General features: G+C 43.1%; 22 protein-coding genes. 10 read left to right on the forward strand and 12 right to left on the reverse strand.

What is annotated here, in order from left to right:
- Position 1 precedes the first annotated feature (1 nt).
- A complete protein-coding gene (locus BMW86_RS09225) occupies positions 2-868 on the reverse strand; it encodes a DUF58 domain-containing protein (RefSeq protein WP_089781119.1) in 867 nt (288 codons plus the stop codon).
- A 32-nt stretch (positions 869-900) separates the two neighbouring features.
- Complete coding sequence (locus BMW86_RS09230; RefSeq protein WP_089781121.1) at positions 901-1,902, reverse strand: AAA family ATPase; 1,002 nt, start codon at positions 1,900-1,902, stop codon at positions 901-903.
- Between the two features lie 293 nt (positions 1,903-2,195).
- On the opposite strand from BMW86_RS09230, the gene BMW86_RS09235 reads away from it, so the two are divergent.
- The 4 genes from BMW86_RS09235 (at position 2,196) to BMW86_RS09250 (ending at position 4,150) form a co-directional block, all read left to right on the forward strand.
- Entirely contained in the window at positions 2,196-2,537 is a 342-nt protein-coding gene (locus BMW86_RS09235; RefSeq protein ID WP_089781123.1) for a hypothetical protein, read from the forward strand.
- A 14-nt stretch (positions 2,538-2,551) separates the two neighbouring features.
- On the forward strand, positions 2,552-3,208 hold the full coding sequence (locus tag BMW86_RS09240; protein WP_089781126.1) for a peptidylprolyl isomerase: 657 nt from the start codon (positions 2,552-2,554) through the stop codon (positions 3,206-3,208).
- 56 nt (positions 3,209-3,264) lie between these two features.
- Positions 3,265-3,645, forward strand: coding sequence for a glycine cleavage system protein GcvH (gene gcvH, locus BMW86_RS09245; protein ID WP_089781128.1), 381 nt, complete (start codon positions 3,265-3,267; stop codon positions 3,643-3,645).
- Positions 3,646-3,883: 238 nt separating this feature from the next.
- Positions 3,884-4,150, forward strand: coding sequence for a VanZ family protein (locus tag BMW86_RS09250; RefSeq protein WP_089781130.1), 267 nt, complete (start codon positions 3,884-3,886; stop codon positions 4,148-4,150).
- Positions 4,151-4,204: 54 nt separating this feature from the next.
- Here the strand turns inward: BMW86_RS09250 and BMW86_RS09255 are convergent, their stop codons facing one another.
- Both BMW86_RS09255 and prfA read right to left on the reverse strand, forming a co-directional pair.
- A complete protein-coding gene (locus BMW86_RS09255; RefSeq protein ID WP_255372885.1) occupies positions 4,205-4,804 on the reverse strand; it encodes a YiaD family glycine zipper/OmpA-like lipoprotein in 600 nt (199 codons plus the stop codon).
- Positions 4,805-4,947: 143 nt separating this feature from the next.
- Positions 4,948-6,012 carry a peptide chain release factor 1 gene (gene prfA / locus BMW86_RS09260; protein ID WP_089781133.1) on the reverse strand — a complete coding sequence of 355 codons (1,065 nt, stop codon included), beginning with the start codon at positions 6,010-6,012 and terminating at the stop codon, positions 4,948-4,950.
- Between the two features lie 87 nt (positions 6,013-6,099).
- Here prfA and BMW86_RS09265 point away from each other — a divergent pair, with 87 nt between their 5' ends.
- The gene (locus tag BMW86_RS09265) at positions 6,100-7,245 is read left to right on the forward strand and encodes an amidohydrolase family protein (protein WP_177189205.1); all 1,146 of its coding nucleotides are present in this window, start codon (positions 6,100-6,102) and stop codon (positions 7,243-7,245) included.
- Positions 7,246-7,273: 28 nt separating this feature from the next.
- The gene (locus BMW86_RS09270) at positions 7,274-8,365 is read left to right on the forward strand and encodes a mechanosensitive ion channel family protein (protein WP_089781137.1); all 1,092 of its coding nucleotides are present in this window, start codon (positions 7,274-7,276) and stop codon (positions 8,363-8,365) included.
- 59 nt (positions 8,366-8,424) lie between these two features.
- Here BMW86_RS09270 and BMW86_RS09275 read toward each other — a convergent pair whose 3' ends face one another.
- The 3 genes from BMW86_RS09275 to BMW86_RS09285 all read right to left on the reverse strand — a co-directional run bounded on the left by BMW86_RS09275 (position 8,425) and on the right by BMW86_RS09285 (position 10,616).
- The gene (locus BMW86_RS09275; RefSeq protein WP_089781139.1) at positions 8,425-8,943 is read right to left on the reverse strand and encodes a thioredoxin domain-containing protein; all 519 of its coding nucleotides are present in this window, start codon (positions 8,941-8,943) and stop codon (positions 8,425-8,427) included.
- A gap of 9 nt (positions 8,944-8,952) precedes the next feature.
- Positions 8,953-9,546, reverse strand: coding sequence for a MerR family transcriptional regulator (locus BMW86_RS09280; protein WP_255372886.1), 594 nt, complete (start codon positions 9,544-9,546; stop codon positions 8,953-8,955).
- A gap of 98 nt (positions 9,547-9,644) precedes the next feature.
- Entirely contained in the window at positions 9,645-10,616 is a 972-nt protein-coding gene (locus BMW86_RS09285) for a M23 family metallopeptidase (protein WP_089781141.1), read from the reverse strand.
- A gap of 281 nt (positions 10,617-10,897) precedes the next feature.
- On the opposite strand from BMW86_RS09285, the gene alaS reads away from it, so the two are divergent.
- Positions 10,898-13,513 carry an alanine--tRNA ligase gene (alaS, locus tag BMW86_RS09290; RefSeq protein ID WP_089781143.1) on the forward strand — a complete coding sequence of 872 codons (2,616 nt, stop codon included), beginning with the start codon at positions 10,898-10,900 and terminating at the stop codon, positions 13,511-13,513.
- A 72-nt stretch (positions 13,514-13,585) separates the two neighbouring features.
- Here the strand turns inward: alaS and BMW86_RS09295 are convergent, their stop codons facing one another.
- Positions 13,586-14,125 carry a hypothetical protein gene (locus BMW86_RS09295; RefSeq protein ID WP_089781146.1) on the reverse strand — a complete coding sequence of 180 codons (540 nt, stop codon included), beginning with the start codon at positions 14,123-14,125 and terminating at the stop codon, positions 13,586-13,588.
- A 100-nt stretch (positions 14,126-14,225) separates the two neighbouring features.
- On the opposite strand from BMW86_RS09295, the gene BMW86_RS09300 reads away from it, so the two are divergent.
- Positions 14,226-15,221: a PDZ domain-containing protein gene (locus BMW86_RS09300; RefSeq protein WP_089781148.1), complete on the forward strand. Its 996-nt coding sequence runs from the start codon at positions 14,226-14,228 to the stop codon at positions 15,219-15,221.
- A 42-nt stretch (positions 15,222-15,263) separates the two neighbouring features.
- Here BMW86_RS09300 and BMW86_RS09305 read toward each other — a convergent pair whose 3' ends face one another.
- The 3 genes from BMW86_RS09305 to BMW86_RS09315 form a co-directional block, all read right to left on the reverse strand.
- The gene (locus tag BMW86_RS09305; protein WP_089781150.1) at positions 15,264-16,634 is read right to left on the reverse strand and encodes an aldehyde dehydrogenase; all 1,371 of its coding nucleotides are present in this window, start codon (positions 16,632-16,634) and stop codon (positions 15,264-15,266) included.
- A 71-nt stretch (positions 16,635-16,705) separates the two neighbouring features.
- A complete protein-coding gene (locus tag BMW86_RS09310) occupies positions 16,706-18,085 on the reverse strand; it encodes a RagB/SusD family nutrient uptake outer membrane protein (RefSeq protein WP_089781152.1) in 1,380 nt (459 codons plus the stop codon).
- A gap of 46 nt (positions 18,086-18,131) precedes the next feature.
- The gene (locus tag BMW86_RS09315; protein ID WP_089781154.1) at positions 18,132-21,200 is read right to left on the reverse strand and encodes a SusC/RagA family TonB-linked outer membrane protein; all 3,069 of its coding nucleotides are present in this window, start codon (positions 21,198-21,200) and stop codon (positions 18,132-18,134) included.
- Between the two features lie 323 nt (positions 21,201-21,523).
- Here BMW86_RS09315 and gatB point away from each other — a divergent pair, with 323 nt between their 5' ends.
- Both gatB and BMW86_RS09325 read left to right on the forward strand, forming a co-directional pair.
- Positions 21,524-22,978, forward strand: coding sequence for an Asp-tRNA(Asn)/Glu-tRNA(Gln) amidotransferase subunit GatB (gatB, locus tag BMW86_RS09320; protein ID WP_177189206.1), 1,455 nt, complete (start codon positions 21,524-21,526; stop codon positions 22,976-22,978).
- Positions 22,979-22,995: 17 nt separating this feature from the next.
- Positions 22,996-24,159, forward strand: a complete 1,164-nt coding sequence (locus BMW86_RS09325) for a TlpA disulfide reductase family protein (protein WP_089781157.1) — start codon at positions 22,996-22,998, stop codon at positions 24,157-24,159.
- 126 nt (positions 24,160-24,285) lie between these two features.
- Here the strand turns inward: BMW86_RS09325 and BMW86_RS09330 are convergent, their stop codons facing one another.
- Positions 24,286-25,686, reverse strand: coding sequence for a SusD/RagB family nutrient-binding outer membrane lipoprotein (locus BMW86_RS09330; protein WP_089781159.1), 1,401 nt, complete (start codon positions 25,684-25,686; stop codon positions 24,286-24,288).
- Position 25,687 lies beyond the last annotated feature (1 nt).

Below are 25,687 nucleotides of genomic sequence, written 5' to 3' on the forward strand. Positions count from 1 at the left end.
CTTAGGCCCTGTTCTTGAAAAAGACTTGTAATGCTTTTACATAATCTTCATCTGTGCGTATACTGAGAAGTTCCGCACCGCTCTTCATAAATGAGTTACGGCAATATTGTACATGTTGCTGAAACTGCTGGGCATAATATTGTTGCACCTGCTTGTCTGAAGAATCTACCCACTGACGTGTACCGGTTTCTGCATCACTCATCTGGATAAGACCTACCGCAGGCAGATCTTTATCACGCTGATCATAGATGTGTACACCCACCATATCGTGTTTCTTGGAAGCAATGTTCAATGCATCCTGGTAGCTGCCTGCCAGGAAATCGCTCAACAGAAATACGATGGCTTTCTTCTTGGTAGCATTATTAAAAAAGCGAAGTGTGTCTTTGATATTAGTCCCTTTACGCGTAGGCGTAAAAGAAAGCAATTCACGGATGATGAACAGGATATGTGATTTACCTTTTTTAGGCGGGATGTATTTTTCTACACCATCGCTAAAAAAGATCACACCTACTTTATCATTATTAGTAATAGCAGAAAAGGCGAGTACAGCACACAGTTCAGTAATCATACTGCGCTTGTTCTGTTTAACGGTACCGAAGATGGAGCTTTCACTCACATCCACCAGCAACATCATCGTCTGTTCACGTTCCTCTTCAAATATTTTTATATAGGGATGATTGAACCGCGCCGTTACATTCCAGTCGATAGCCCTTACATCATCCCCAAACTGATATTCCCTCACTTCACTGAACGACATACCACGGCCTTTGAAAGCACTGTGATATTCACCAGAGAAGATGTGGTTAGAGAGGCCCTTCGACTTGATCTCTATCTGCCGTACCTTTTTAAGTATTTCTGCGGTATCCACCAGTAAATAATTAAATGAGTTATAAATAATGACTATGGTACTTCTACTGCGTTCAGGATCTCGCTTAAGATGTTCTCGCTTGTTACATTCTCCGCTTCTGCTTCATAGGTAAGACCCACACGATGACGCATTACATCAAAGCAGATGCTGCGTACGTCCTCAGGAATTACATATCCGCGGCGTTTCATGAAAGCATATGCCTTGGCAGCTAATGCCAGGTTAATACTTGCCCTTGGTGATCCACCATAAGAAATCAGTGGTTTCAGTTTCTGCAGTTTATAATCTTCAGGATTACGGGTAGCAAAAACGATATCAAGAATATAGCGTTCGATTTTTTCGTCCATGTATACTTCCCTTACCAGCTTACGCGCTTCCAGGATGTCTGCAGGTTGAATAACCGGGTTGATCTTGGCAGTATTCTGCGGATTCAGGTTCTGACGGATGATGTGCAGCTCTTCCTCTTTAGTAGGATAGCCGATCACCACTTTCAGCATAAAACGGTCTACCTGCGCTTCAGGCAGGGTATAGGTACCTTCCTGTTCTATCGGGTTCTGGGTAGCCAGTACCAGGAACGGATCATCCAGCTTGAAAGTAGTATCACCGATAGTGATCTGTCTTTCCTGCATAGCTTCCAGCAAAGCACTCTGTACTTTGGCCGGGGCACGGTTGATCTCATCCGCCAGGATAAAGTTGGCGAAGATAGGACCACGGCGTACGATGAACTCGTTCTTTTGCTGATTGTAGATCATGGTACCTACCACGTCGGCAGGTAACAGGTCTGGGGTAAACTGGATACGGCTGAATTTAGCATTAATAGCAGACGATAAAGATTTGATAGATAGCGTCTTAGCCAGACCGGGAACACCTTCCAGCAGTACGTGGCCCTGTGCAAGCAGACCAATAAGCAATCTGTCTACCATGTAGCGCTGGCCTACGATCACCTTACTTAGTTCAAGGTTCAACAGGTCTACAAATGCGCTGGCCTGGTGGATCTTTTCATTCAGTTGACGGATATCAGTCGATGTATTCTCCATGCTTATATATTATTTTCAAGTTAGCTAAAGTAAACATTCCGCCGGGAAAACCCTGCGGCAATTGGCGGTGTAGGCCGTTAAAATGCTGTTAATTATCCAATTACGAATGACAATTTACGAGTTACTATCTGGCTATCAAACATCTGTGTCAATAATTCCTCTTTTGGTTCTCATCAGTATATGGCGGCACCAAATTAATAAAGCCCCGCCACATTTATATCATCTTTTTTTATAACGTACATTTGCACTCCTAACTCCCTGATAGGGAACTCATAATTAAAAATCTTCACAAGATGCAGGACGAATTCGCACAGCAATGGAAGCGTTTGGAGGATATGCTTACGGAACGTTTTGGTAAAAAACCAAATATGGAGGCCATCCTCTTTTTAATAGGTATCCAGGAATTGGCACATGCCAAAACCAAATTCACAAAAGAACAGAAACAGGACCTCATGCATGTGGCCACCTGTACCCTGTTAAGCCAGAGCGGCTATTATGAACCCGAAGGATTTGATCCGGACGGCTGGCCGCATTTTAAAGAAGTACAACCGGTTCCCAAAATGGGTATGATGGAACAGGAGAGATTTTTGAAGGAACATATCATCGCTTATTTTGATGACCTTGAGGGACTCTAGTAAATAACCACCCCATGAAAAAACATCTACTTCTTTTACTACTGCTGCTTTCCACTACCAGCGCCATGGCCAAACATCGTAAAGTAAAGCTGATCACGCCCTATGGCACCATGATCATCCTTCTCTATGATCAGACACCAAAACACCGGGATAACTTCATTAAGCTCACAAAGGCCCATTTCTATGACAGTACCCTCTTTCACCGGGTTATTAGCACATTTATGATCCAGGGTGGTGACCCCACCTCTAAACATGCCCAACCGGGTACTGCATTAGGTGAAGGAGATAATGGATATACCATCCCGGCAGAGTTGCAGCTGAACCTGTTTCATATAAAAGGCGCCCTGGCGGCGGCAAGGGACGATAATCCCGCCAAAGCCAGTTCGGGATGTCAGTTTTATATTGTACAGGGGAAAAAGTGGACAGATGAAGAGCTGGACAAACTGGAGAAAAACCGGCTGGGCAGGAAAATCCCCACAGACCAGCGGGAGATCTACAAAAAAGAAGGGGGCACCCCACAACTGGACCAGAGTTATACTGTATTTGGTCGGGTAATAAAAGGGTTAGATGTGATTGATAAGATAGCAGCATTAAAAACAGATCAGAATGATCGTCCGTTAACAGATGTTCCCATGAGGATTAAGTTGATACACAAGTTCCTTTTCTTTTGACACAAACATTGTAATTTGGAATTTCCTTACTTTTACCGCTCAAAATCAAACTTGCCATGAATTTTCCATCAAATCTGCGTTACACCAAAGACCATGAATGGGTTTTATTAGAAGGTAACATCGCTACCATAGGTATTACAGAATTTGCACAGCGCGAATTAGGTGATATCGTATTTGTAGATATTCCTACTGTAGGAAAGGCACTGGACGCAGAAGAAGTATTTGGTACTGTTGAAGCAGTAAAGACAGTTTCTGACCTGTTTTTACCGGTAGCTGGTACTATTAATGAAATCAATCCTGAGCTGGATGGCTCACCTGAGCTGGTAAACCAGGAGCCTTATGGTGAAGGCTGGATGGTAAAAATGACTGTAAAGAATCCTGCAGATGTAGCTGCATTACTGGATGCTGCTGCTTACCAGGCATTGGTAGGTGAGTAATCACAACTCCGGAAACTATTAATAAAAGGTTAAAAAGGGTATGCCCGCTAAGGTTATAAGGTTAGTAATAACTTTATAACCTTAATTTTATACCCCATCATCAAAACAGATAGACGTGCCAGCACTCAGGAATTTAAGATTTTACATACCAGCCATTCTATGGATCTTGTTGGTACTATTTCTCTGTACTCTTCCCGGAAATGACTTGCCCAAGTCCCCGATATTTGAAAAGATCCATATGGATAAGATCGTACACTTCGGTTTATTCGGATGTACGGTACTCTTATTATGCCTTGGTTATTATCGTCGGCATGGGTTTATCTCTAAGCTCACATTCACGTTCTTTGCAATTTCCGCGGCCTTCTACGGCCTGGCAATTGAATATATCCAGAAGTATTTTGCTATTCAGCGCAGCTTTGATATGGCAGATGTAGCGGCAGATACAATAGGTGCAATAGCTGGTATTCTGGCTTTTAAGCTGATCAGAAAATGGTGGCTGAGATAAAAAAGAAAAGCCCTCACGTCTGAGACATGAGGGCTTTTTTTTATGATGTATTAATTATTGCGCTTCTTGTTTCGCATCAGACTTCATCTTATCATTTGCATAGATAGAGAACTCTACACGACGGTTCTTAGCCTTGTTAGCATCAGAGTTATTAGGCACTACAGGTTGTTTTGAACCATACCAGAATGTCTGTACACGGCTGGCAGCAACTCCCTGATTTTTCAGATAATTAGCTACAGCAGTGGCACGTCTTTCAGATAATGCATTGTTGTATGCATCTGTACCGGTAGTATCTGTATGACCTTCCACACGTACATAAGTATCAGGATACTTATTCAGAATGGTAGCCAGTTGCTTAATGTTAGTCTGTGCAGTAGAGGTAAGATCTGATTTATCAAAACCAAACAGTACGCCTGAGTTAAAGGTTACATTGATACCTTCACCTACACGTTCTACTGTAGCATTCGGTACTTCTGTTTTTATTTCCTGGGCCTGTTTGTCCATTTTCTTTCCGATCAGTACACCAGCGGTACCGCCTACAGCAGCACCAATAATAGCACCCAACGCAGTATTACCTGCTACACGGCCAATGATTGCGCCAGTTGCAGCTCCACCGCCAACGCCTATGGCAGCGCCTTTTTTGGTGTTATCCATGCTTTGCCACGTTTTACAGCTAAATAACGTTGTTGCACACAGTAAAATAGCCACTATAGGATTAATTCTTCTCATCTTATGTATTTTAATTAAATATCTGATTAATGATAATTACTGAGGGATAGACAAATATGCTGCCAGTTTTAACTGCCCATCTTCATTTTCTCTGCATTCTCTGCAAACTGCAGCGCCTGGATCATTTCCTGCACATCACCATTCATAAAAGCATCCAGGTTGTAAATGGTCATACCAATACGGTGATCAGTGACACGACCCTGTGGATAATTGTATGTACGGATTTTTGCAGAGCGGTCACCCGTAGACACCAGACTTTTACGCTGGGAAGCGATCGCCTCTTCATGCTTACGCACGGCTGCTTCATATATACGTGAACGCAGCATCTTCATAGCAATATCCCTGTTGGAGTGCTGGCTACGGCCTTCCTGGCACTCTACCACCACACCGGTAGGGATATGCGTTAAACGCACCGCAGACTCCGTTTTGTTTACGTGCTGTCCACCCGCACCTGATGAACGGAAAGTATCCATTTTAATATCAGCTTCCCTTACATCCACATCCACTTCTTCTGCTTCCGGCAGTACTGCTACTGTTGCCGCCGATGTATGCACACGGCCTGCAGTTTCTGTTGCCGGTACACGCTGTACACGGTGTACCCCTGATTCAAACTTGAGTGTGCCGTACACATCATCTCCGGTTACTTCCAGCACAACTTCTTTATAACCGCCCGCACTACCGGGTGTCTCGTTCATAACGCTAAAACTCCACCCTTTGTTCTCAAAGTAACGCATATACATGCGTAACAGGTCACCGGCAAAGATGGCGGCCTCGTCTCCACCGGTTCCACCGCGGATTTCCAGCTGAGCATTTTTCTCATCCTGAGGATCTTTAGGGATCAGCAAATTACGGATAGCCTCTTCCAGGTCTATCTTCTGCTGAGCCAGTTGCTCAGTTTCTTCTTTCGCCAGCTCCCTCATTTCATCATCACCACTTTCCAGCACTTCCTTATTGAAAGCAATGCTGTCAAGTACTTTCATATAACTGTCGTACGACTTTACAATCTTCTCCAGCTGCCGGTATTCTTTACTCAGCTTACTGAACTGCTTATTATCGCGCACTATTTCCGGATTGGTCAATGCAAGAGATACTTGCTCAAACCGGCCTTTTATAGCTTCTAGTTTATCTATCATAATTATCTTTGATGGATGTCTAAGCAGTACGGCTGCTTAAACAGGTTTGCAAAATTAACACCAATTAACATAATTCGTTACAAGTATATGGTCCAACTTGCTAAATTTAAAGGAACCGCAATATTTACAGGGCAGGAATTGCTACCGGGAAACAGGGTACTTGTCTTGTCTGATAAGGGTATCGTGCAGGATATCGTACCGGAAAGTGAGGCAGGAGATAATGTACGGGAAGTGAACGGAATCCTTTGTCCGGGTTTCATAAATACGCATTGTCATCTGGAATTGTCTCATATGGCAGGTCTGATAGCCCAGGGTACCGGCCTCCCGGCCTTCCTTACCAGTGTCATGGAAAAAAGAGGTCAGCAGGACCCTGAAGCTCAGTCCATAGCAATGGCTAACGCCGAAATGGCCATGTGGCAGAGTGGTATAACTGCTGTAGGAGATATCTGTAACGGCACCGCCTCTCTTCAACAAAAGAAAGAATCCACCTTATATTATCACTCCTTTGTGGAATGCATGGGCTTTGTTCCTTCTTTCGCACAAAACCGCTATGAATATAGCACAGGAGTACTTGAGCAGTTCCGGGAAGCAGGATTACCTTGCTCCATTGTTCCCCATGCACCTTACTCAGTAAGCCCGGAGTTGTTTGCGCTATTATCTGCTACACCGGAGAATACGCCTGTCAGCATCCATAATCAGGAATCTGAAGCAGAAAACACACTTTACAGAGATAAAACAGGCGATTTCCTTCGTTTTTACCAGCATTTCGGGATGGATGCTACTGCATTCCAGCCTACAGGCACGAACAGTCTGCCTGCCTGGTTACCCTGGTTCAAACAACTCCCCCTGATACTGGTGCATAATACCTTTACACAGGAATCAGATATCCAATTCACAAAAGACAATGCCTTGCAGGCCTATTGGTGTCTTTGCCCGCAGGCTAACCTGTACATAGAAAACCGCCTGCCGGATATCCCCTTACTCCGCAGTCAGGGTTGCACCATCACCCTGGGAACAGACAGCCTCGCTTCCAATCATCAGCTGTCCATCTGGGAAGAAATCAAGACCATCCGGAAACATTTTCCTGCCATCCCACTGACTGAAATACTACAGTGGGCTACTTTAAACGGGGCCATGGCACTGGGTATTGCAGATTTATACGGTAGCTTTGAAAAGGGGAAACGCCCGGGCGTTGTTGTAATAGATGACATAGATAGTAAAAGGATTATATAATTTCGCAGCTCAGAATGCACCACAGACTATGAATAATTTTTTAGACCGGATTGTCCTTGGCAACTCTATTCAGAGCTATTTTATACTGGCAATAGTATTGCTGTTCGTTTCCATGATCAAGCGTTACCTCTCTCAGGGAATAGCGAATCTGCTATTCAAAGAGGTAAAACACTGGGTACCGGATATCCAGCAACAGGAGTTTTCACATCTGCTGTTACAGCCGCTGGAATATTTCCTGTTACTCATCGCGTTCATGCTCACAGCAGATCATCTCAACTTTCCGCCTGAACTCAATATCAAAGTATATAATGATTTCACCTTAAAAGGGATTCTTGGTACCGCGTTGAACCTTACACTTACCCTCTGTGTAATATGGATCGTATTACGTGCAATAGACTTTGTTACCCTCATGATCAGCAGGGGAACAGATATCGCACATGATATTACCGATAACCAGTTCATCGTATTTTTCCGGGATTTCTTCAAAGCACTTGTATTCGTTTTTGGTGCAGTAGCATTCATCAGGATCATCTTCGGCGCAGTACTCGTGAATAAGATTATTGCTGGTCTTGGAATAGGTGCGGCAGCCCTTGCATTGGCTGCTAAAGAGAGCATAGAAAACCTGATCGGCTCCTTTATCATCTTCTTCGACAAACCTTTCCGCGTGGGTGATACAGTTAAAGTAGATAGCTACCAGGGAAGTGTGGAGAAGATAGGATTACGCAGTACCCGTATCCGTACAAAAGAAAAAACATACGTAACAGTTCCTAATAAAAAGATGGTAGATAGCATCCTGGACAACCTTTCCCTGCGCACGGAGCAACGTGTGGATATGCGCCTGGAAGTAGCCGGAGATACCCCGGCCGCAAGCCTGATCCAGGTATTACAGGATATAAAAGATATCCTTAAAGGAAATGAAAAGATCCTGGAAGGATTTATAGTGAACCTGCATGACTTCACTAAAGATACCTATGTAATACAGATCATCTACATGACCTATGTTATTGAAGGTATACAATATAATGCCCTGCGTAGTGATGTAAACCTGGCTGTGATAAAGGCTCTGGAAAACCGTGGTGCGAAATTATCCAGCACCAAAGTAGAGATCAACGAAAAATAGACATAAAAAAACCTGGCTCCTTTAAAGAGCCAGGTTCCAATAAATAAGTTTCGTATCTTTTATTCCTTTTCTTTCCTGTTTGCTTTCAACAGAATCTTTGCCATAGCGGATTCAATCGTATCTTCTTCATCAGAATTGATACGGCCTATTTCCTTTCCTTCACGGAACACAATAAACACAGGCAGTTTCTTTACTTTATAATCCTGCGGAGCATTCGTCTGTAATTTTTCATCTGCACCATAAGTAAGAATCTGTTCATCAGGACTACCAGCCAATATCATCACTTTATATAATGCGGGTAATGCACGGCGGCTGGCATCATCCCAGGTACCTACTACTGCTACTACATTAAACTTACCACGATTGTCTTTTACATAATTTAGCATATTCTCATTCGGCTGATACTTATTCACGCCTGAATAAAACCATGCAAAGGCACTATCATTCATCAATGTGTTCATCTCAATCTTGCCTTTCAATACTTTCTTTCCATTAGAAGCTATGCTGGTGGTGCTTTGCGCCCAGGACAGGGTAGACAGCAACAGGCCACCTCCCAGTAATAATGATTTCAATCGCATAATTTATTTTTATAATTGTTCCTTCAGTTCTGATAAAAACCCCTTCACCTTAAGCAAAGCTTGTACCATTTCGAAATTACGGGCTGCTAATTTCCGGTCTTCCTTTAGTTTTTGCTTAGCTCCTTCAATGGTATACTTCCTTTCACGTAGCAGGTGATAAATAAGTTTCAGGTGGTGAATGTCTTCCTGGCGGAACAAACGATCACCTTTTCGGTTCTTTTTGGGCTGCAATATATCAAATTCATTCTCCCAATAGCGTATCAGCGATGTATTTACTTTAAACATCGTAGCTACTTCACTAATGGAATAATATTGTTTGTCCAGAGATACAGCGTCCAGCGTCTTGATAAGGTCAGGATCATCTGCGACCTCTTTCAGAGATTTACGCCCGCGTTTTTTCAGAGGAGGTTGTGACGAAGTAACAGAGGTTCCTGTTACAGACACAGGAGGAGGTGTATCTGGTGGTAACTGTATCTGAATCTTCACCCGCGGTTCATCCTCCTCCACTATCTGGGGGGGGATTACAGCCACTTTCTCTGTTTCCTTTTCAGGTACAGGCGGAGATGGCTCCGATGAAGAAAAAAGATCCAGCTGTTGCATCATTAGCAGTTACAATATGGCAAATATCCGTTATTTAGTCCTTGGAAAACAAACTATTATCCCGGAACCAACAACTTTTATTTTACCAAATTACAAAAAATTTAATCGAAAGACTGGTTACCCGAGCGGGCAATCTTCAGCATACGGTCAAACTCTTCCGGCGACAGATCATTAAAGAAGAAATATACTGGATCAACTTTTTCCCCGTTTTTACTTACCTCATAGTGACAGTGTGGACCTGTAGATTTACCGGTACTACCTACCCAACCAACCACATCCCCACGTTTCAGCGTCTGCCCGTCCTTCACTTTAATCTTCAGCATATGGCCATACAATGTCTTGTAACCATAGCCATGATTGATCAATACATGGTTACCATAACCCACATCACTCATACTTGCATCTTCCACTACACCATCCCCGGTGGCATATATCGGCGTACCCGCAGGAGCCGCAAAGTCAAGCCCGGAATGATATTTTACAGTTTTATAAATTGGATCGATACGATACCCGAACCCGGAAGCAATACGCTTCAGGTCTTTATTTGATACCGGTTGTATAGCCGGTATAGAAGCCAGCATCTTTTGTTTGTTCTTCACCAGGTCATCAATCTTCTCATAAGATTTCCCCTGCACCTGTATCCTGTGAATCAGCTCTTTTAACAATACTCCTGTACTGGCAATGATCTCACTACTGGAAAATGACTGCAACTGGGTGAGTTCTTCCTCTTTCTCCGATTTACCAGCCCTTGTACTGTCCGGGATAGGGGAAGCCTCAAATATTACTCTATAAATCTCATTATCACGATGTTCCAGCTCAGATAACTGGGATTTCACCTCATTCATCCGGCCCTGCATAGCCTCATATCGCTCGTTCATGATCTCGACCTCCCGCCTCAGCGACTTTTCTTTTGGTGAATCCAGCACGCGATAGGAGACAGACAGGAAGATAAACCCTGTAACGATCGCCGCCGAAATAAACCCCAGAATACGAAGTACTTTTACCCGCAGTGATACTACGAGCTTCTCATATTTAAGTGTTTGTGTATTATAAAAGTATTTAACCTTCTTCATGTACCGGGCTTATGCATTTAAGCAGAACTACAACCTAACGTAAGTCCTTGTGTTTATTTTTCATAGGGTTATACACGTATGGATGAGGGTTTATAGACTTTTTCAATATTTTTGCACTCCTTCCGCCTTAAAACGGGGGGTGTGCAAACCTAATGGAATTAGACTAAAAGGGCAATCTTTTGAATGTCAATTTTCTAAATACCACAAGTTGGCTTAAAATACAAATTAAAGTCATTTAGTTGACACAAAATTATAATACATATCAATTATTTCAAATATTTATGACTGCACCCGAGATTCGTCAGCAATTCCTGGACTTTTTTACATCCAAAGGTCACCACATCGTACCTTCTGCTCCCATCGTGGTTAAGAACGATCCAACCCTGTTGTTTACCAACGCGGGAATGAATCAGTTCAAAGACTATTTCCTCGGGAACAGGGCACCAGCCTGGAAAAGGGTGGCAGACACACAAAAATGCCTGCGTGTTAGCGGTAAACATAATGACCTGGAAGAAGTGGGTATCGATACCTACCATCATACCATGTTCGAGATGCTGGGAAACTGGAGCTTTGGTGACTACTTCAAAGAAGAAGCCATCGCCTGGAGTTGGGAATTATTAACAGAAATTTACAAAATCCCGAAAGACCGCCTGTATGTAACCGTCTTTGAAGGAGATGCTAAAGAAGGGCTACCCAAAGATGAAGAAGCATATAACTTCTGGAAACAGCATATCGCAGAAGACCGTATCCTGCTGGGTAATAAGAAGGATAATTTCTGGGAAATGGGAGATACCGGCCCATGCGGTCCATGCTCAGAAGTCCATGTAGACTGCCGTCCTGATAGCGAAAGGGCCCAGACAGATGGCAGTAAACTGGTAAATGCAGATGATCCGCAGGTGATAGAGATCTGGAACAACGTATTCATGCAGTTCAACCGTCTTAAAGATGGTAGCCTGGAACCGCTTCCGGCTCAGCATGTGGATACCGGGATGGGCTTCGAACGCCTGGTAAGGGTGATGCAGGGCAAATCCTCCAACTATGACACAGATGTGTTCATGGGTACCATCCACAGTACAGAACAGCTCACCGGCCATACTTATGGTCGTACAGACAGCAAACAGGACGTGGCCTTCCGCGTAATTGCAGATCATATCCGTGCTATCTGCTTCACCATCGCTGATGGACAACTGCCTGCCAATACTGGTGCAGGGTATGTAATCCGCCGTATTCTCCGCCGTGCTGTCCGCTATTATTTCTCCTTCCTGGATCAGAAAAAGCCTTTGCTGCATGAACTGGTACCTGTACTGGCTCAACAGTTTGCTACTGTGTTCCCGGAACTGCTGCAACAGGCGGACTTCGTGAAAAAAGTAGTGTTTGAAGAGGAAAACAGCTTCTTACGTACCCTCGATAGCGGGATCCGCCGTATTGAGGATTTCATGGGCAATGCCAAACAAAAATCCATTGATGGCCGCACTGCCTTTGAACTCAATGATACCTATGGCTTCCCCATTGACCTGACGGAACTGATTGCTTCTGAAAATAGCTTTACGGTTGATAAAGAAGGTTTCAATGCGGCGCTTAAAGAGCAGAAAGACCGTTCCCGCGCAGCTACAGAACTGGATACTGACGACTGGACAGTATTAGATGAAACGCCATCCACCAAATTCATAGGTTACGAGCTTTTCGGTACAGAAACGCATGTTACCAAATACCGTAAAATCAAGTCCAAAGGCAAAGAGCAATACCAGCTGGTACTGGCTCAGACACCTTTCTACGCAGAAAGCGGCGGACAGATAGGCGATACCGGTCTGATCACCTTTAACGGCGAAGCCATCACCGTAACCGATACTAAAAAAGAAAACGACCTGATCGTTCACTTTGTAGATAAATTGCCGGTTACCATTACCGGAACAGTAACAGCAGTGATTGACAGGGAAAAACGTCAGCTTACAGCACTGAACCACTCTGCTACCCATTTGCTGCATGCAGCATTGCGACAGGTGCTGGGTACGCATGTGGCACAGAAAGGTTCCCTGGTAAATACAGCCTATCTGCGCTTCGACTTCTCACACTTTGCAAAAGTAACTGATGAAGAACTGGCTAAAATAGAGGATATCGTTAACGAAAAGATCCGTGCTAATATTCCTGTAGTCATTAAAGAACTGCCTAAAGAAGAAGCCCTGAAACTGGGTGCAATGGCATTGTTCGGTGAAAAATACGGCGATGTGGTACGTGTGGTAGTAATGGACCCTGCCTACTCAGTAGAACTGTGCGGCGGTACCCATATCGCAGCTACCGGCGAACTGGGACTCTTCAAATTCACTTCTGAAAGCGCAGTTGCTGCGGGTGTACGCCGTATTGAGGCAGTAACCGGCAACAATGCACTTTCCTTTGTAAATAACGAACTCCAGCAGCTGAAAGAGGTCAAAGCGGCACTCAAGAATCCGAAAGAACCGGCTAAAGCAATAGAAACGCTTTTACAGGATAAAGCTATACTTGAAAAACAGCTGGAACTGCTGGAACAGGAGAAGTTAAAACAACTGTCTGCCAGTCTTAAATCACAGGTAGAACAGATCAATGGCATTAACTTCTTAGGTAAGATAGTAGAAGTAAGCAGTGCTGATGGCCTGAAACAACTCTGCACCAACCTGAAAAACGAGATCAGCAATCATGTGTTCATCTTTGCTGCCAACGTAGGTGGTAAAGCCAGTGTAGCACTCATGATCTCCGATAACCTGGTAGCAGAGAAAGGACTGGATGCGCCTAAAATCATCAAGGAAAAGATTGCGCCTATCATCAAAGGCGGCGGCGGTGGTCAGAAATCCTTTGCTACTGCTGGTGGCCAGGAAGCCGGACAGCTGGATCAGGTGATCAGCCAGGTGAAAGCAATGTTATAAAAGATAAAAAGGAGAGGTTTGACAGTAAGTGTCGAACCTCTCCTTTTTATCTTCTGTAAATAATGCCAATCCTTATCTCCAAAAGTTAAACCGTCTTTTTTTCTTAGGTGCAAGATTTTGAATGACTTCAGACCTTATTGCAATAGCTCCTGTAATAAAGGTCTTTTTTGTTACTCCATATCCGACCACAACAAGATCACTACTCAATGCCGGATACCCAGGCAAAATATCACATTCGGTCGTATCAGGAGGAATAAGAGCCACTGGTTTAGTCGTATCCTGCTCCATATCTGGCAGCTTCCTTTCAGTTGCATGAACAGACATAGCTGTCCCTGCCATCAGAGCTGTACTAATAAGCACCGCAGGAATCAACGCATTAGACTGCTGGCTGCTAACAGCCAACTCCCTGTTCAGCTGTTCATTTACAAAACGCCCACAAACTTCCCCCTTGCTCTTACTTAATATCCCCAGTATCTGGCGATCACTCATCAATGAAAAATCTATTACTTTCTTCTCACAACTATCACAAAACCGCCCACCAGGAACAACACTCATCTCCTCCCAGTTCTGGGAACAGGGTGTAGGTATCTGTAATAAGGTTTGTTTAGCCATACTCTATATTACGATTTTTATCAATCCCCACCGCGTACGTCGATTTTAACTTTTCCTTTGCCTCTCCCTCATCTAAATTTGTCAAAAAAACAATCAGTTTATGAGCAAGCTACTGCAAACCCTTACCCTGGCAAGCATAACCTGCTTTGCTATAATTACTACTTCACACGCCCAGGATAAAAAGGGCGACAAACTAGGCGAATATGACGAGATCATCATTAAACGCAATAATGATAAAGACGGCAAGGTGACTGTTGAAATCAAAGACGGAAACGTTTTGGTAGATGGAGAAAAATTGGATGCCTACAAAGATGGAGATCTTTCTGTTTACCGTCGCCGGATAAGACCCGTTGACGGCAACAAATTCGACTTCGGACAACACCGTGGCCTGCAATTTTTCAATAATGACGACGAGGATGATGATAATATGGCAATCGTTCCCGGCAAAGCAATATTAGGTGTAATTACTGAAAAGAAAGAAGCCGCCGGCGCTACAATAAGAGAAGTAGGCAAAGGTACTCCTGCCGAAAAAGCAGGTATGAAAGAAGGAGATGTAATCACTCAGATTGATGCAGATAAGATCTCTGAGCCAAAGGAATTATTTGAAAAGATAGGCGCACATGAACCAGGAGATAAAGTGACTGTTACCTACCTGCGTAATAAGAAAGAGAATAAAATCACAGTGGCACTGGATGAAAGAAAAACCGAACAGTTCCCCCGCGCACAACTGTTCCCCCGCAACAATAATCAGGACGGGCCTGATAATTTCTTCCGTAACATGCCACGTGGAGGTATGAACTTCCGCAATAATAATGACGATGTAAAACTTGGACTATCAGTGCAGGATACAGAAAACGGGGAAGGTGCAGTGGTATTATCCGTAGCTCCCGGTTCTGCAGCAGAAAAAGCAGGATTTAAAGAAAATGATATCATTACAGAACTGGCCGGAATTACAGTAAATTCTGCCCGTGATATCACCAATACTTACCGGGAGAATAAAGATAAAGGAACGATGAATGCAAAGGTGAAAAGAGATGGACAACAAACTACATTGCAGGTACAGGTACCAAAGAGATTACACAAAGCCGATTTATAGCCTGAATGCGGCTGGCCAGCTGATTTGCGGGCCAGCCGTTCATTACTTCATCATCAGTTTCACTATTTTCAGTTTATTCTTATAAGGCGGATATTTAGTTGGTATATCTATCCAGGTTCCTGTTTTCATCACACTCTTAAGATGTGTGAAAGTATCAAAACTGTACTTCCCGTGATATCGTCCCATTCCACTATTACCCACACCACCAAAGGGCAGTTCATGATTAGTAAAATGTACAAGCGTATTATTGATACATCCACCACCAAAGCGCACCTGCTCTAATAATATTTTCTCCGTCTTTGCTCTTTTCGTAAATACATATAATGAAAGCGGATACGGTTGCTGACGGATCAGTTTCACCGCTTCTTCCAGTTTATCAAAAGTAATAACCGGCAACACCGGACCAAAGATTTCTTCCTGCATAACAGGACTGTCCCAGCTTACACCATCCAGTAATGCAGGCGCTATATACAGTTCCTTTTCATCAGCAGCGCCACCATGCAGCAAATGTCCCTGATCAAGATAACTGCGCAGTGTATTAAATCTTTTAGTGTTGATAATCCTTGCATAATCCGGACTCTGAAACGGATCTTCTCCAAAGAATTGTATGATCGCCTTCTTCATAGCAGCAACCAGTTCATCCTTCACATCCCGGTGCACCAGTACATAATCCGGAGCGATACAGGTCTGTCCCGCATTCCAGTATTTACCCCAGATAATACGTCTGGCAGCCACTTTGATATCCACTTTATCATCCACTACACAAGGTGATTTTCCCCCCAGTTCTAATGTTACAGGTGTAAGATGTGGTACCGCCATCTCCAGTATCTTTTTCCCAACACCGGTACTACCTGTAAAGAACACATGATCAAACCGCTGTTGCATAATTTCCGGAATCACTACGCTACCATCTCCCTGTAACACTGCTATATAGGCAGGATCAAAAGTTTCCTTTATCAGCGATTCTATCACTACGGCAGTATGAGGTGCCAGCTCCGAAGGCTTTACAATAGCACAATTCCCTCCGGCAATAGCACCTGCCAAAGGGGCCATCAACAGCTGAAACGGATAATTCCAGGGGGAAATGATCAGCGTAAGTCCAAGCGGTGCCCGGTACACCCTGCTGTAACTGGGATACTGGGTAAGCGGACTGCTTACCTCTTCAGGACGCATCCATTGTTTCAGGCCGGCAAGCAAACTTCGTATTTCCGCATACATAAGCCCTATTTCACTCCCAAATGCCTCTACAGGATGTTTATGCAGATCAGCATGTAATGCGGCCAGAATCCGCTCTTCATACTCCTTAATTGCCTCTTTTAGCAATTGAAGCTGTTGCTTTCGGAAAGCGTAAGTCAGCGTATTTCCCGAAGCAAAAAACGCCTGCTGTGCTTTGTAGATGTCCACGGTACTCATAACCTTGAAGTTAAAGTAAAAAGGCGCCCGGGGATGAACCCCGGGCGCCTTTTTTATAGAACAATTATCTTTTAGTAGCCGTTATTCTGTGTCAGCTTGGTGTTCACGTCTCTTTCTCTTTCAGGTACAGGCAGTATCAGCTTATCATTATCATAAGCTAATGTTCCTATATCCAGTTTCAACCGTTTTTTAGTCCAGAATTTATCCCCTTCAAAAGCCAGTTCGCGGTAACGTTCTGTTACAAAATCATCTCCGGTTACAGCTAATAAGGTGGGTGCTTTTGCACGGTCACGTACGGTCGTAATATCTTCCAGCGGGGTAGCATCACCTACCTGTGCACCACCACTACGTAAATTAGCTTCTCCACGGGTCAGGTACATTTCTGCAAGGCGAACTACAGGAACCACTTTATACTTACTATGGTACTTAGTAGTGTAAGTACCGGAATATCCGGAAATACTACCACCTTCATAAAAGAAAGTACCACGTTCATCACCAGCTTCATATATGTTCAGATGATCAGCATTTACCTGTACGTCACCACGACCTTCATCATAAGCGTCATACATAGTAATGATCCCGAAGTTGGAAGTTCCTGTATTGCTTTGTTCTGATTGTTGTATGCCAAAAATATCTTCGCTTGAGTTAGCTACATTATTAAATGCCCCTGCAAAAGAAGATGTCAGTGCATAAACGCCACTGGTAATTACGGCATCGGCGGCAGTTGCAGCTTCCGTATATTTTCCTTCAGCGAGATATACACGTGAAAGAAATGCGTAGGCCGCATATTTATTAGCACGTGTACCATTATCTTCAGGAAGTTCTGCAATAGCATCCTGCAGATCTTTTACGATCTGTGTATGCACATCCTGTACAGTAGCACGGGCAACATATGCTTTATCAATTGCGTCAGTACTCACAATCGGATCAAGTACTAACGGCACTGTAAGATTAGTTGTCAGGTTACCATCAGAATATGGTTTACCATAAAAACCACTCAACTCATAATAAACAACTGCACGGATAAATTTAGCTTCACCGGAAACCGCATCTTTATTTTCAGTAGCAACAAGATCCAGTTTATCAAGTACAATATTCGCTTTATTAATAGCCCGGTATCCATTTAACCAGATTCCTTCTGCAATACTTGATGTACGGTCTATTGTTCTGTTAGCCATCCTTCTGTAGTCTGCATAAGTTCCTACAAAACTAATATCATTTTCATTTGCTATCAGGTCAGATATCAACTGATAATTTTGTCCAAAACCATCATAATATTGAAGGTCGTCGTATGTTCCAAGCAACAATGCTGTTACATCAGCCTCAGTTTTTATCTGATCAGGAGAGATGGTGTCCTGTGGTTTTACATCTAGTTTCTTATTACAGGATGCCGACAGCAATCCTAAAAAAACTACTATTAAAATTTTATATTTCGTGATAACGGATTTCATATTTAATGTTTTTGTGTAATCAATTTGAAGTTTAAATAATCAGTTATTAAAACTTCACATTTAAACCAACAGTAATAGTTTTAGCCTGAGGTATAGTATAGAAATCTATACCACTACCAATGTTACTAATACTATTGTCATTACTACCTGTGTTCACTTCCGGATCACTTATGTATTTTGTTTTGGTCCAAAGGTTATAACCTGCAACATATAATCTTGCACTGGAGATATGCAAAGTGCTTGTTACCACTTTAGGCACTGTATAACCCAGGGTAACAGTTTTCAGACGGATATAAGAACCATCATATATCCAACGGGAAGATTCTGATGTACCGTTGCCATAGTAGAAAGACAAACGGGGAATGTTGGTAACATCACCTGCTTTCTGCCATCTGCCCAGCATTTCATGAGTCTGGTTATCAAAGCCACCACCGAAACCGGCTGCCTGATAAATACCTCCCCTGTTATAAATACTGTTACCGCTTACAAAAGTAAACAGTACGTTCAGGTCAAAACCTTTATAAGATACTGCGTTGGATAAACCACCGGTCCAGTCAGGATTACCCTGGCCAACAACCATTCTGGGTGCAGCGCTGTAATCATTAGTTGTTTTGCCACTTGCATCATAATACAGTGCATCTCCGGTTGCCGGATCAACACCCGCAAACTTTGCCATGAAGAAGGTACCAATAGGCTGTCCTTCAACAGCACGTTGCTCTCCACCGGAACTTTCAAATATCTGACCACCAATATTTTTCACTCTGTTCTTGTTATAACCAAGATTCAGTGTAGTAGTCCATACAAAATCCTTAGAGTCTATGTTACGGCTGTTCAATGTGATTTCCACCCCTTTATTTTCCATGTCTCCTGCGTTTCTGTACACAGTAGAGAAACCGGATGTGTATGGGATGTTAGCTGCCAGCAACAGATCAGAAGTTTGTTTATTATAATAATCTACTTCACCGGAGATCCTGTTATTGAAGAATCCGAATTCTATCCCTGCATCAAACTGTTTTGTTTTTTCCCATTTAAGTGAATCATTTCCTAAAACGCCTGGTCTGTTAGTTGAATAACCAGGATTACCAGGATACTTCGTTACAGCAAACTGCGTAAGATATCTTCCGTTCCCTATTTCTGAGTTACCTGTAATACCATAGCTGGCTTTCAATTTCAGATAATTTAAAACGTTGTTTCCTTTCAGGAACTTTTCTTCAGAGATCAACCAGCCCGCAGAAACAGCAGGGAACCATCCATAATGGTTCTTGGGGCCAAAACGTGAAGAACCATCTGTACGTACACTGGCAGAAAACAGGTATTTATTCATGAAAGAATAATTACCACGCAGGAAGTAAGAAAGGAAAGTATAACGCTCATTGGTAGTTGAGCCACCTGTAATCGTTGCTGCACCGGAAAGATCTGGCACCGCATCAGAAGGATAGTTTTCTCCCTGTAAATACGAACCTTTATTATCATTCTGCAGATAACTCATACCTAACGTAGCCGTCAGTTTATGAGATTCTCCCAGGTGAGGGGTAAACGTAAAATAGTTATTAGTATTTAAACTCACTGTTTGTGTAGACACAAATGTACCCTTACCAATACCTGCACCATCTGAACTTAATTTACCGTTATATTCATCTTCTGTTAGGTTATACAAATCTGTACCTACTTCTGAACGGAAAGACAAAGACGGGAAGAAAGTATAGTTCACATATGCGCTACCTATAGTATGGAAATTTACCTGCTTGTCAAAATTGTATAGTGCATCTCTGAAACCATTTGGATACAATGTAGTATCATTCAATTGGTTTGTATGTGGATTAATAAACGGAGAAATAGGCATCTGTGCTACTACCTGTCCCGGAGTAGAATAAGCATTATCATCAGAAACCCTGTCCAGCTGAGAACGGTTTATCGCAAGATTCATACCCAGCGATAAATGGGAACTTGCTGTGTGGTCGAGGTTTAACCTGCCACCATATCTTCTGAAACGGTTTACTTTTATGATTGCATCCTGGTCACTATAGAACCCGGAAACGAAGAAACGTGTTTTCTCATTACCACCGGAAGCAGAAAGATTCACCTGGCTGCTTGGAGCATTCTTACGATACATCTCATCTTCCCAGTTCGTATTTACTTTAGCATTACGCCAGTCAGTACCCAATGAATAATAATCCATGACCCCGTCAACATAGTCTGTCATGTACTGTATACCCTCTGCTTCTGAAGCGAAATCACCAACAGCAAAACCAGTTTTACCATCATTGGTAGCAGCTTCATGTAACAGGTCTACATACTGCCTTGCATTCAGGAATCCACGTTTTTTGGTAGGATTACTAAAGCCCCTGCTCAGATCCAGAGAGATCTGTGTTTTCTCACCCATACGGCCTCTTTTAGTAGTGATCAACACTACTCCATTAGATGCACGTGCTCCATATATAGCAGCTGCAGAAGCATCTTTCAGTATTTCTACAGACTCAATATCGTTAGGGTTAATATCGGCTAATGGATTGGTTGGCTCATTATTAGCATCAGACTGGCTGCCTGATACTAACGGAATACCATCTACTACATATAATGGCTGACTGCTGGCACCAATAGAAGAAGTACCACGGATACGGATCTTAATACCTTGTCCTAATTTACCGCTACCTGATTCAATTACCACACCTGCTGCTTTACCTTGTAAGGCAGACTCAAAACTAGGTGCAGGAAAATTCTCTATCTCACTGGAACTGATCTTGGAAATACTTCCTGTCAGTTCTCTCTTCACCTGTGTACCATAACCTACTACCACTACTTCAGAAAGATCTTTATTACCTGTACCCAGCGCTACATCAATGGTAGTACGGTTGCCAACAGCAATTTCCTGGTCAGCATAACCTATAAAAGAATAAGTAAGTGTAACTGCGCCATTAGGCAGGGAAAGCTGATATGTACCATCCAAAGCACTCACAGTCCCTGAAGTAGTTCCTTTGATCTTCACTGTAACACCAGGCAATGGTGAATTGTCTTTTGCATCCTTTATTATACCTTTTATCATCCTATCCTGCGAATAAGAGTAGTGGGATAGAAGCAAAAGCATGACTGTTGCAAAAAGCAAAACTTTTCTCATAAAGTTTGATTTGGTTTAGAAAAAGATCAGATCATAGATCTGGTTGATAATAATAATTGTTACGATTTTGTTAGATTTTAATAGTTCAACTACAAACAAGGTATTTGCTATAAGCTCAAGATTTTTTTTAGTCCCCGTTATGGATAGTTAACATCATATGATCAAATTGACCTATTATACAAGATTACTAATTTTTTGTTAAATTTTTATACCGTTGGTCAAATTATTGAATTTTTACTGACAGTAATCTGTTGTCATTTAACTCCTGATGCCCCTTTCTACCTTCCATTTTATATATTTGCGCTACTTAGTATTCTTATATTATGAGCGCAACCATAGATTTTGATAAATATGAAGTAGTGATAGGGCTGGAAGTGCATGCACAACTGCTCACAGAAAGTAAACTATTCTGTGGCGACAGTGCCGCATTCGGTGGCGCTCCCAATACTCATATCAGCCCCATCACACTGGGCCATCCGGGGTCATTGCCCCGCCTGAACACCAAAGCAGTTGAATTTGCTGTCCGCCTCGGACTCGCCTGCGGATGCAGCATTGAGCAGAATAATTACTTTGCCCGTAAGAATTATTTTTATCCTGATCTTCCTAAAGGTTATCAGATTTCACAACATACTGCTCCCATCTGCAATGGCGGCATCGTTACCATTCCAACACCTGCAGGTGAAAGATCTGTGCAATTGAACCGTATACACCTGGAAGAGGATGCCGGCAAGTCCATGCATGATCAGGACCCATACAACACCATGGTTGATTACAACCGTGCTGGTGTGCCTCTCGTCGAAATCGTTACAGAACCTGACCTGCACAGCAGCGATGAAGTATATGCCTTCCTTACCACACTCCGCCGGCTGGTACGCTGGTTAGATGTGTGCGACGGTAATATGGAAGAAGGCAGCATGCGCTGTGACGCTAATATATCTATCCGGTTGAAAGGGGAAAAAACACTGGGCACTAAAGTAGAAGTGAAAAACCTCAACTCCATACGCAACGTAAAACGTGCCGTAGAGGGAGAAATAAAACGCCAGATCACCCTGGTAGAAACCGGTGGAGTGATTGTACAGGAAACCCGCAGCTTTGATGCCGGTAATGGTACATCCTTCTCCATGCGTTCAAAAGAAGAGGCAAATGATTATCGCTACTTCCCGGAACCAGACCTCTCTCCCTTTCACCTTACAGAAGAATACCTCGATAAGATAAGACAGGCCTTACCGGAATTGCCGGATGCGCTTGTACACCAATACGTACATCAATACGGGCTTTCAGATTATGATGCCCGCGTGGTTTGCGATGATAAGCCTACGGCAGATTATTTTGAACAGGTGGTGAAGATCATTCCAAAGCATAAAGCGGTAGCCAACTGGTTAATCGGTCCTGTAAAATCAACACTCAATGAGCAGGGGTTATCTATGGCTCAATTCCCTTTACCGGCAACTGCACTGGCAGGATTAATCCAGTTAGTGGAAGATGGTAAAGTGAGCTTCTCCATAGCTTCCTCCCGCATTTTCCCGGAACTGTTGCTTCAGCCGGAAACAAGTCCGCTGGATATTGCAACCCGTCTGAATCTCTTACAGGATAATAATGCAGATAGTATTTCGCCAATTATTGATGAAGTACTGGCTAAATACCCGGACAAAGTAGCAGAGTTCCGTTCCGGTAAAAAGGGTTTAATGGGACTATTTGTCGGAGAAGTCATGAAACTTTCCAAAGGAAAAGCAGATCCGAAAGTCACGAATCAGCTCCTGGCAGAAAAATTAAAATAACATACAATTAATCATATATGAAGAAACTGGCATTATACACAGCCATCGGTATTTTACTGGCTGGCTGTTCCCAACCAACTGAAAAGGGGGATTTTGAAATTAAAGCACATATCGATAACGCCCCACTGGGTACGGTTTACCTGGAAGAACTGACCTTGCAGGAAGCCAAGATAGTTGACACTGTCATATTAAAAGATGCCAGTGGCAAGTTTACCTTAAAAGGCATAGTTCCCGAGCAGGCACTATATCGCATCCGCTTTGGAGAGACCAATAAATTCATTCTCCTGGGTCTTGATGCAGGTAAGATGGAAATAGAGGGCGACTTCAATCACCTGGAACTGGCTAAAATAGAAAATTCAGAAGCCTCTGTAGAAATTCAGCAACTGTTGAATGAAGCAAGTGCGAAGAACAAGTCTCTCACAGATGATATGAGAACGCTGGACAGTCTTCACCAGGTAAAAACACCTGATAGCATACTGCAACCAAAAGTAGCAGCGCTGCAGGCTAAAGAAAAGGAACTGGAACAATATGTACTGCATTCCGCCACTACTACTAAGTCTCCGGCAGTAGCAGTATTTGCTTTGAGCATGGTAAATACACAAACCATCCTGGCAGATAAAAGTATAGTAGCAGATGCTAAAAAACGCTTCCCTACCAATACGCTGTTAGCCAGCCTTACCAGCAAACTGACAGAAATAGAACAGAAAGGTGCCGCACAACAGATGGGTGCCGATGAACAGGAAGATGCTAATATGACTAGTGTTAAGATTGGCCAGGAAGCGCCGGACTTTTCTCTGCCGGATCTTTCCGGTAAAAAGGTAAGCCTTAGCTCTTTCCGTGGTAAATATGTATTGGTTGATTTCTGGGCCAGCTGGTGCAAACCTTGCCGTATGGAAAATCCTAACGTAGTAAAGGCATATAACGAATACAAGAACAAGAACTTTACCGTATTAGGTGTATCACTGGATAAGAAAAAAGAGGCATGGGCTGATGCTATCAAAACAGATGGTCTTACCTGGAACCATGTAAGTGATCTTCAGTTCTGGGAATCAGCAGTAGTACCTTTATATGGTATCAATTCTATTCCTACCAATATGTTACTGGACCCTCAGGGTAAAGTTGTTGCTGTTGGTTTAAGAGGAGAAGCACTGGAAGCTAAGCTGAGTGAATTGCTGAAATAAAATATTAAGTGTTATAAAAAAGGCCGTACCAGATTACTGGTACGGCCTTTTTTATGAGAGAGCGTATAAATAAAAAGGGAGTGTTCCTATAAGAAACACTCCCTTCTAAAAAGTATCAGTCAGATATTATTTATCCCACCAAACTGGTTCGTAAATATCAGTCACTATAATCACATTAGCTGCGTTATATCTCTTCTCATCCTGTACAGTAGGCAACCTTCTTGGAATTGCAGTTGCCTGCTCTGCCACGTTAGGTGTCAGCCCTGGGATGTTAGTTCTGCGCCAGTCAGACCATACTTCAACCTGAGTAAATAATGCCAGGTATTTCTGGGTCATTATTTTAGTCTGGGTGATAGTCAAAGCTGTTTCGCTTGCGTAAGCAAGTGTGAAAGCAGCTGAAGGAGCGGCACCGGTTACTTTGGTTACGCTGGCAGTAACAGCCTCATTGTAAGCAGTAGCAGCAGCAGCGGCATTACCGGCTCTGAGGTTTGCTTCTGCTTTAATGAATAAAGCTTCTACATAAGTTACCATTGGAACAGAAGATGTACTGCTGGCCAGGTAAGGGCCTACGTAGGATGCATCTGTATTTTCAGAAGACGGGATTGACCCGCTGTAACCACCATTTGCATCTACAGCTGCATAGAAAGGCAGACGTGGATCAGCGTTTGCTTTCAGCATGTCGATGAAGAAAGCTCCATCTCTCAGGTCATTTGCACGTGCAGTAGCGAATGCAGCCCATTGATTCTGTTCGTTTGTTTTTGAACCATAATTAGCGTTCGCATCACCCAGGTCAGTTACATGACTCAGATCAGCCAGCGCTTCTGTTGCAGAACCCTGTGCATCTTTTTTGCTCAGGTGGTTAGCAAAACGCGCTTTCAGGATCCAGGCAGTGTTTGTCCATTTAGCCAGTGCTGCAGCCTCATCAGCGCTATTCTGTCCAAAGATATAATCATCTGCACCCAGGGTATATAAATTCTCACCGGTTGTGCTGTTCATCGCAGTGATAGCTTCATCCAGTAATGTCTGGATATAAGTGTACACTGCCTGCTGTGTTTCAAATTTAGGAGTAACGTTACCATCTATCAGACCCATACCTGCTTCTGTAGCAGGAACATCGCCCCAGATATCGGTAGCAAGTCCTAAGCCCATAGCTTTGATAACTTTTGCAACACCCACATAATGTACGTTGTTCGCTCCGTAATTGATAATGATGTCGTTAGCAGGCTGAATAACATTATTATAAATGTTATTCCAGTCATTCACGTTATCACCTTCAAAAATGGAATATTTAGTTACAGCCAGCTGTTGACTGGCAGTACCGTCTAACTGTTGTGTTAACATACCGGCAGTTCTTGAAAGTTGTCCGGTATATGAACTATACAGGCCAAGTTCTGCGGCAGAAAGAACCAGTTGTGGGGTAGCTACTGATGGATTATTCGGATCCTTATCATAGCCTTCCACGAATTTACTGCAACCTGAGGCTAACAGCACAAAAGGTAATGAGAGTATTATGATTGTTTTCTTCATG

Source organism: Chitinophaga sp. YR573 (assembly GCF_900110995.1).
Taxonomy (GTDB): domain Bacteria; phylum Bacteroidota; class Bacteroidia; order Chitinophagales; family Chitinophagaceae; genus Chitinophaga.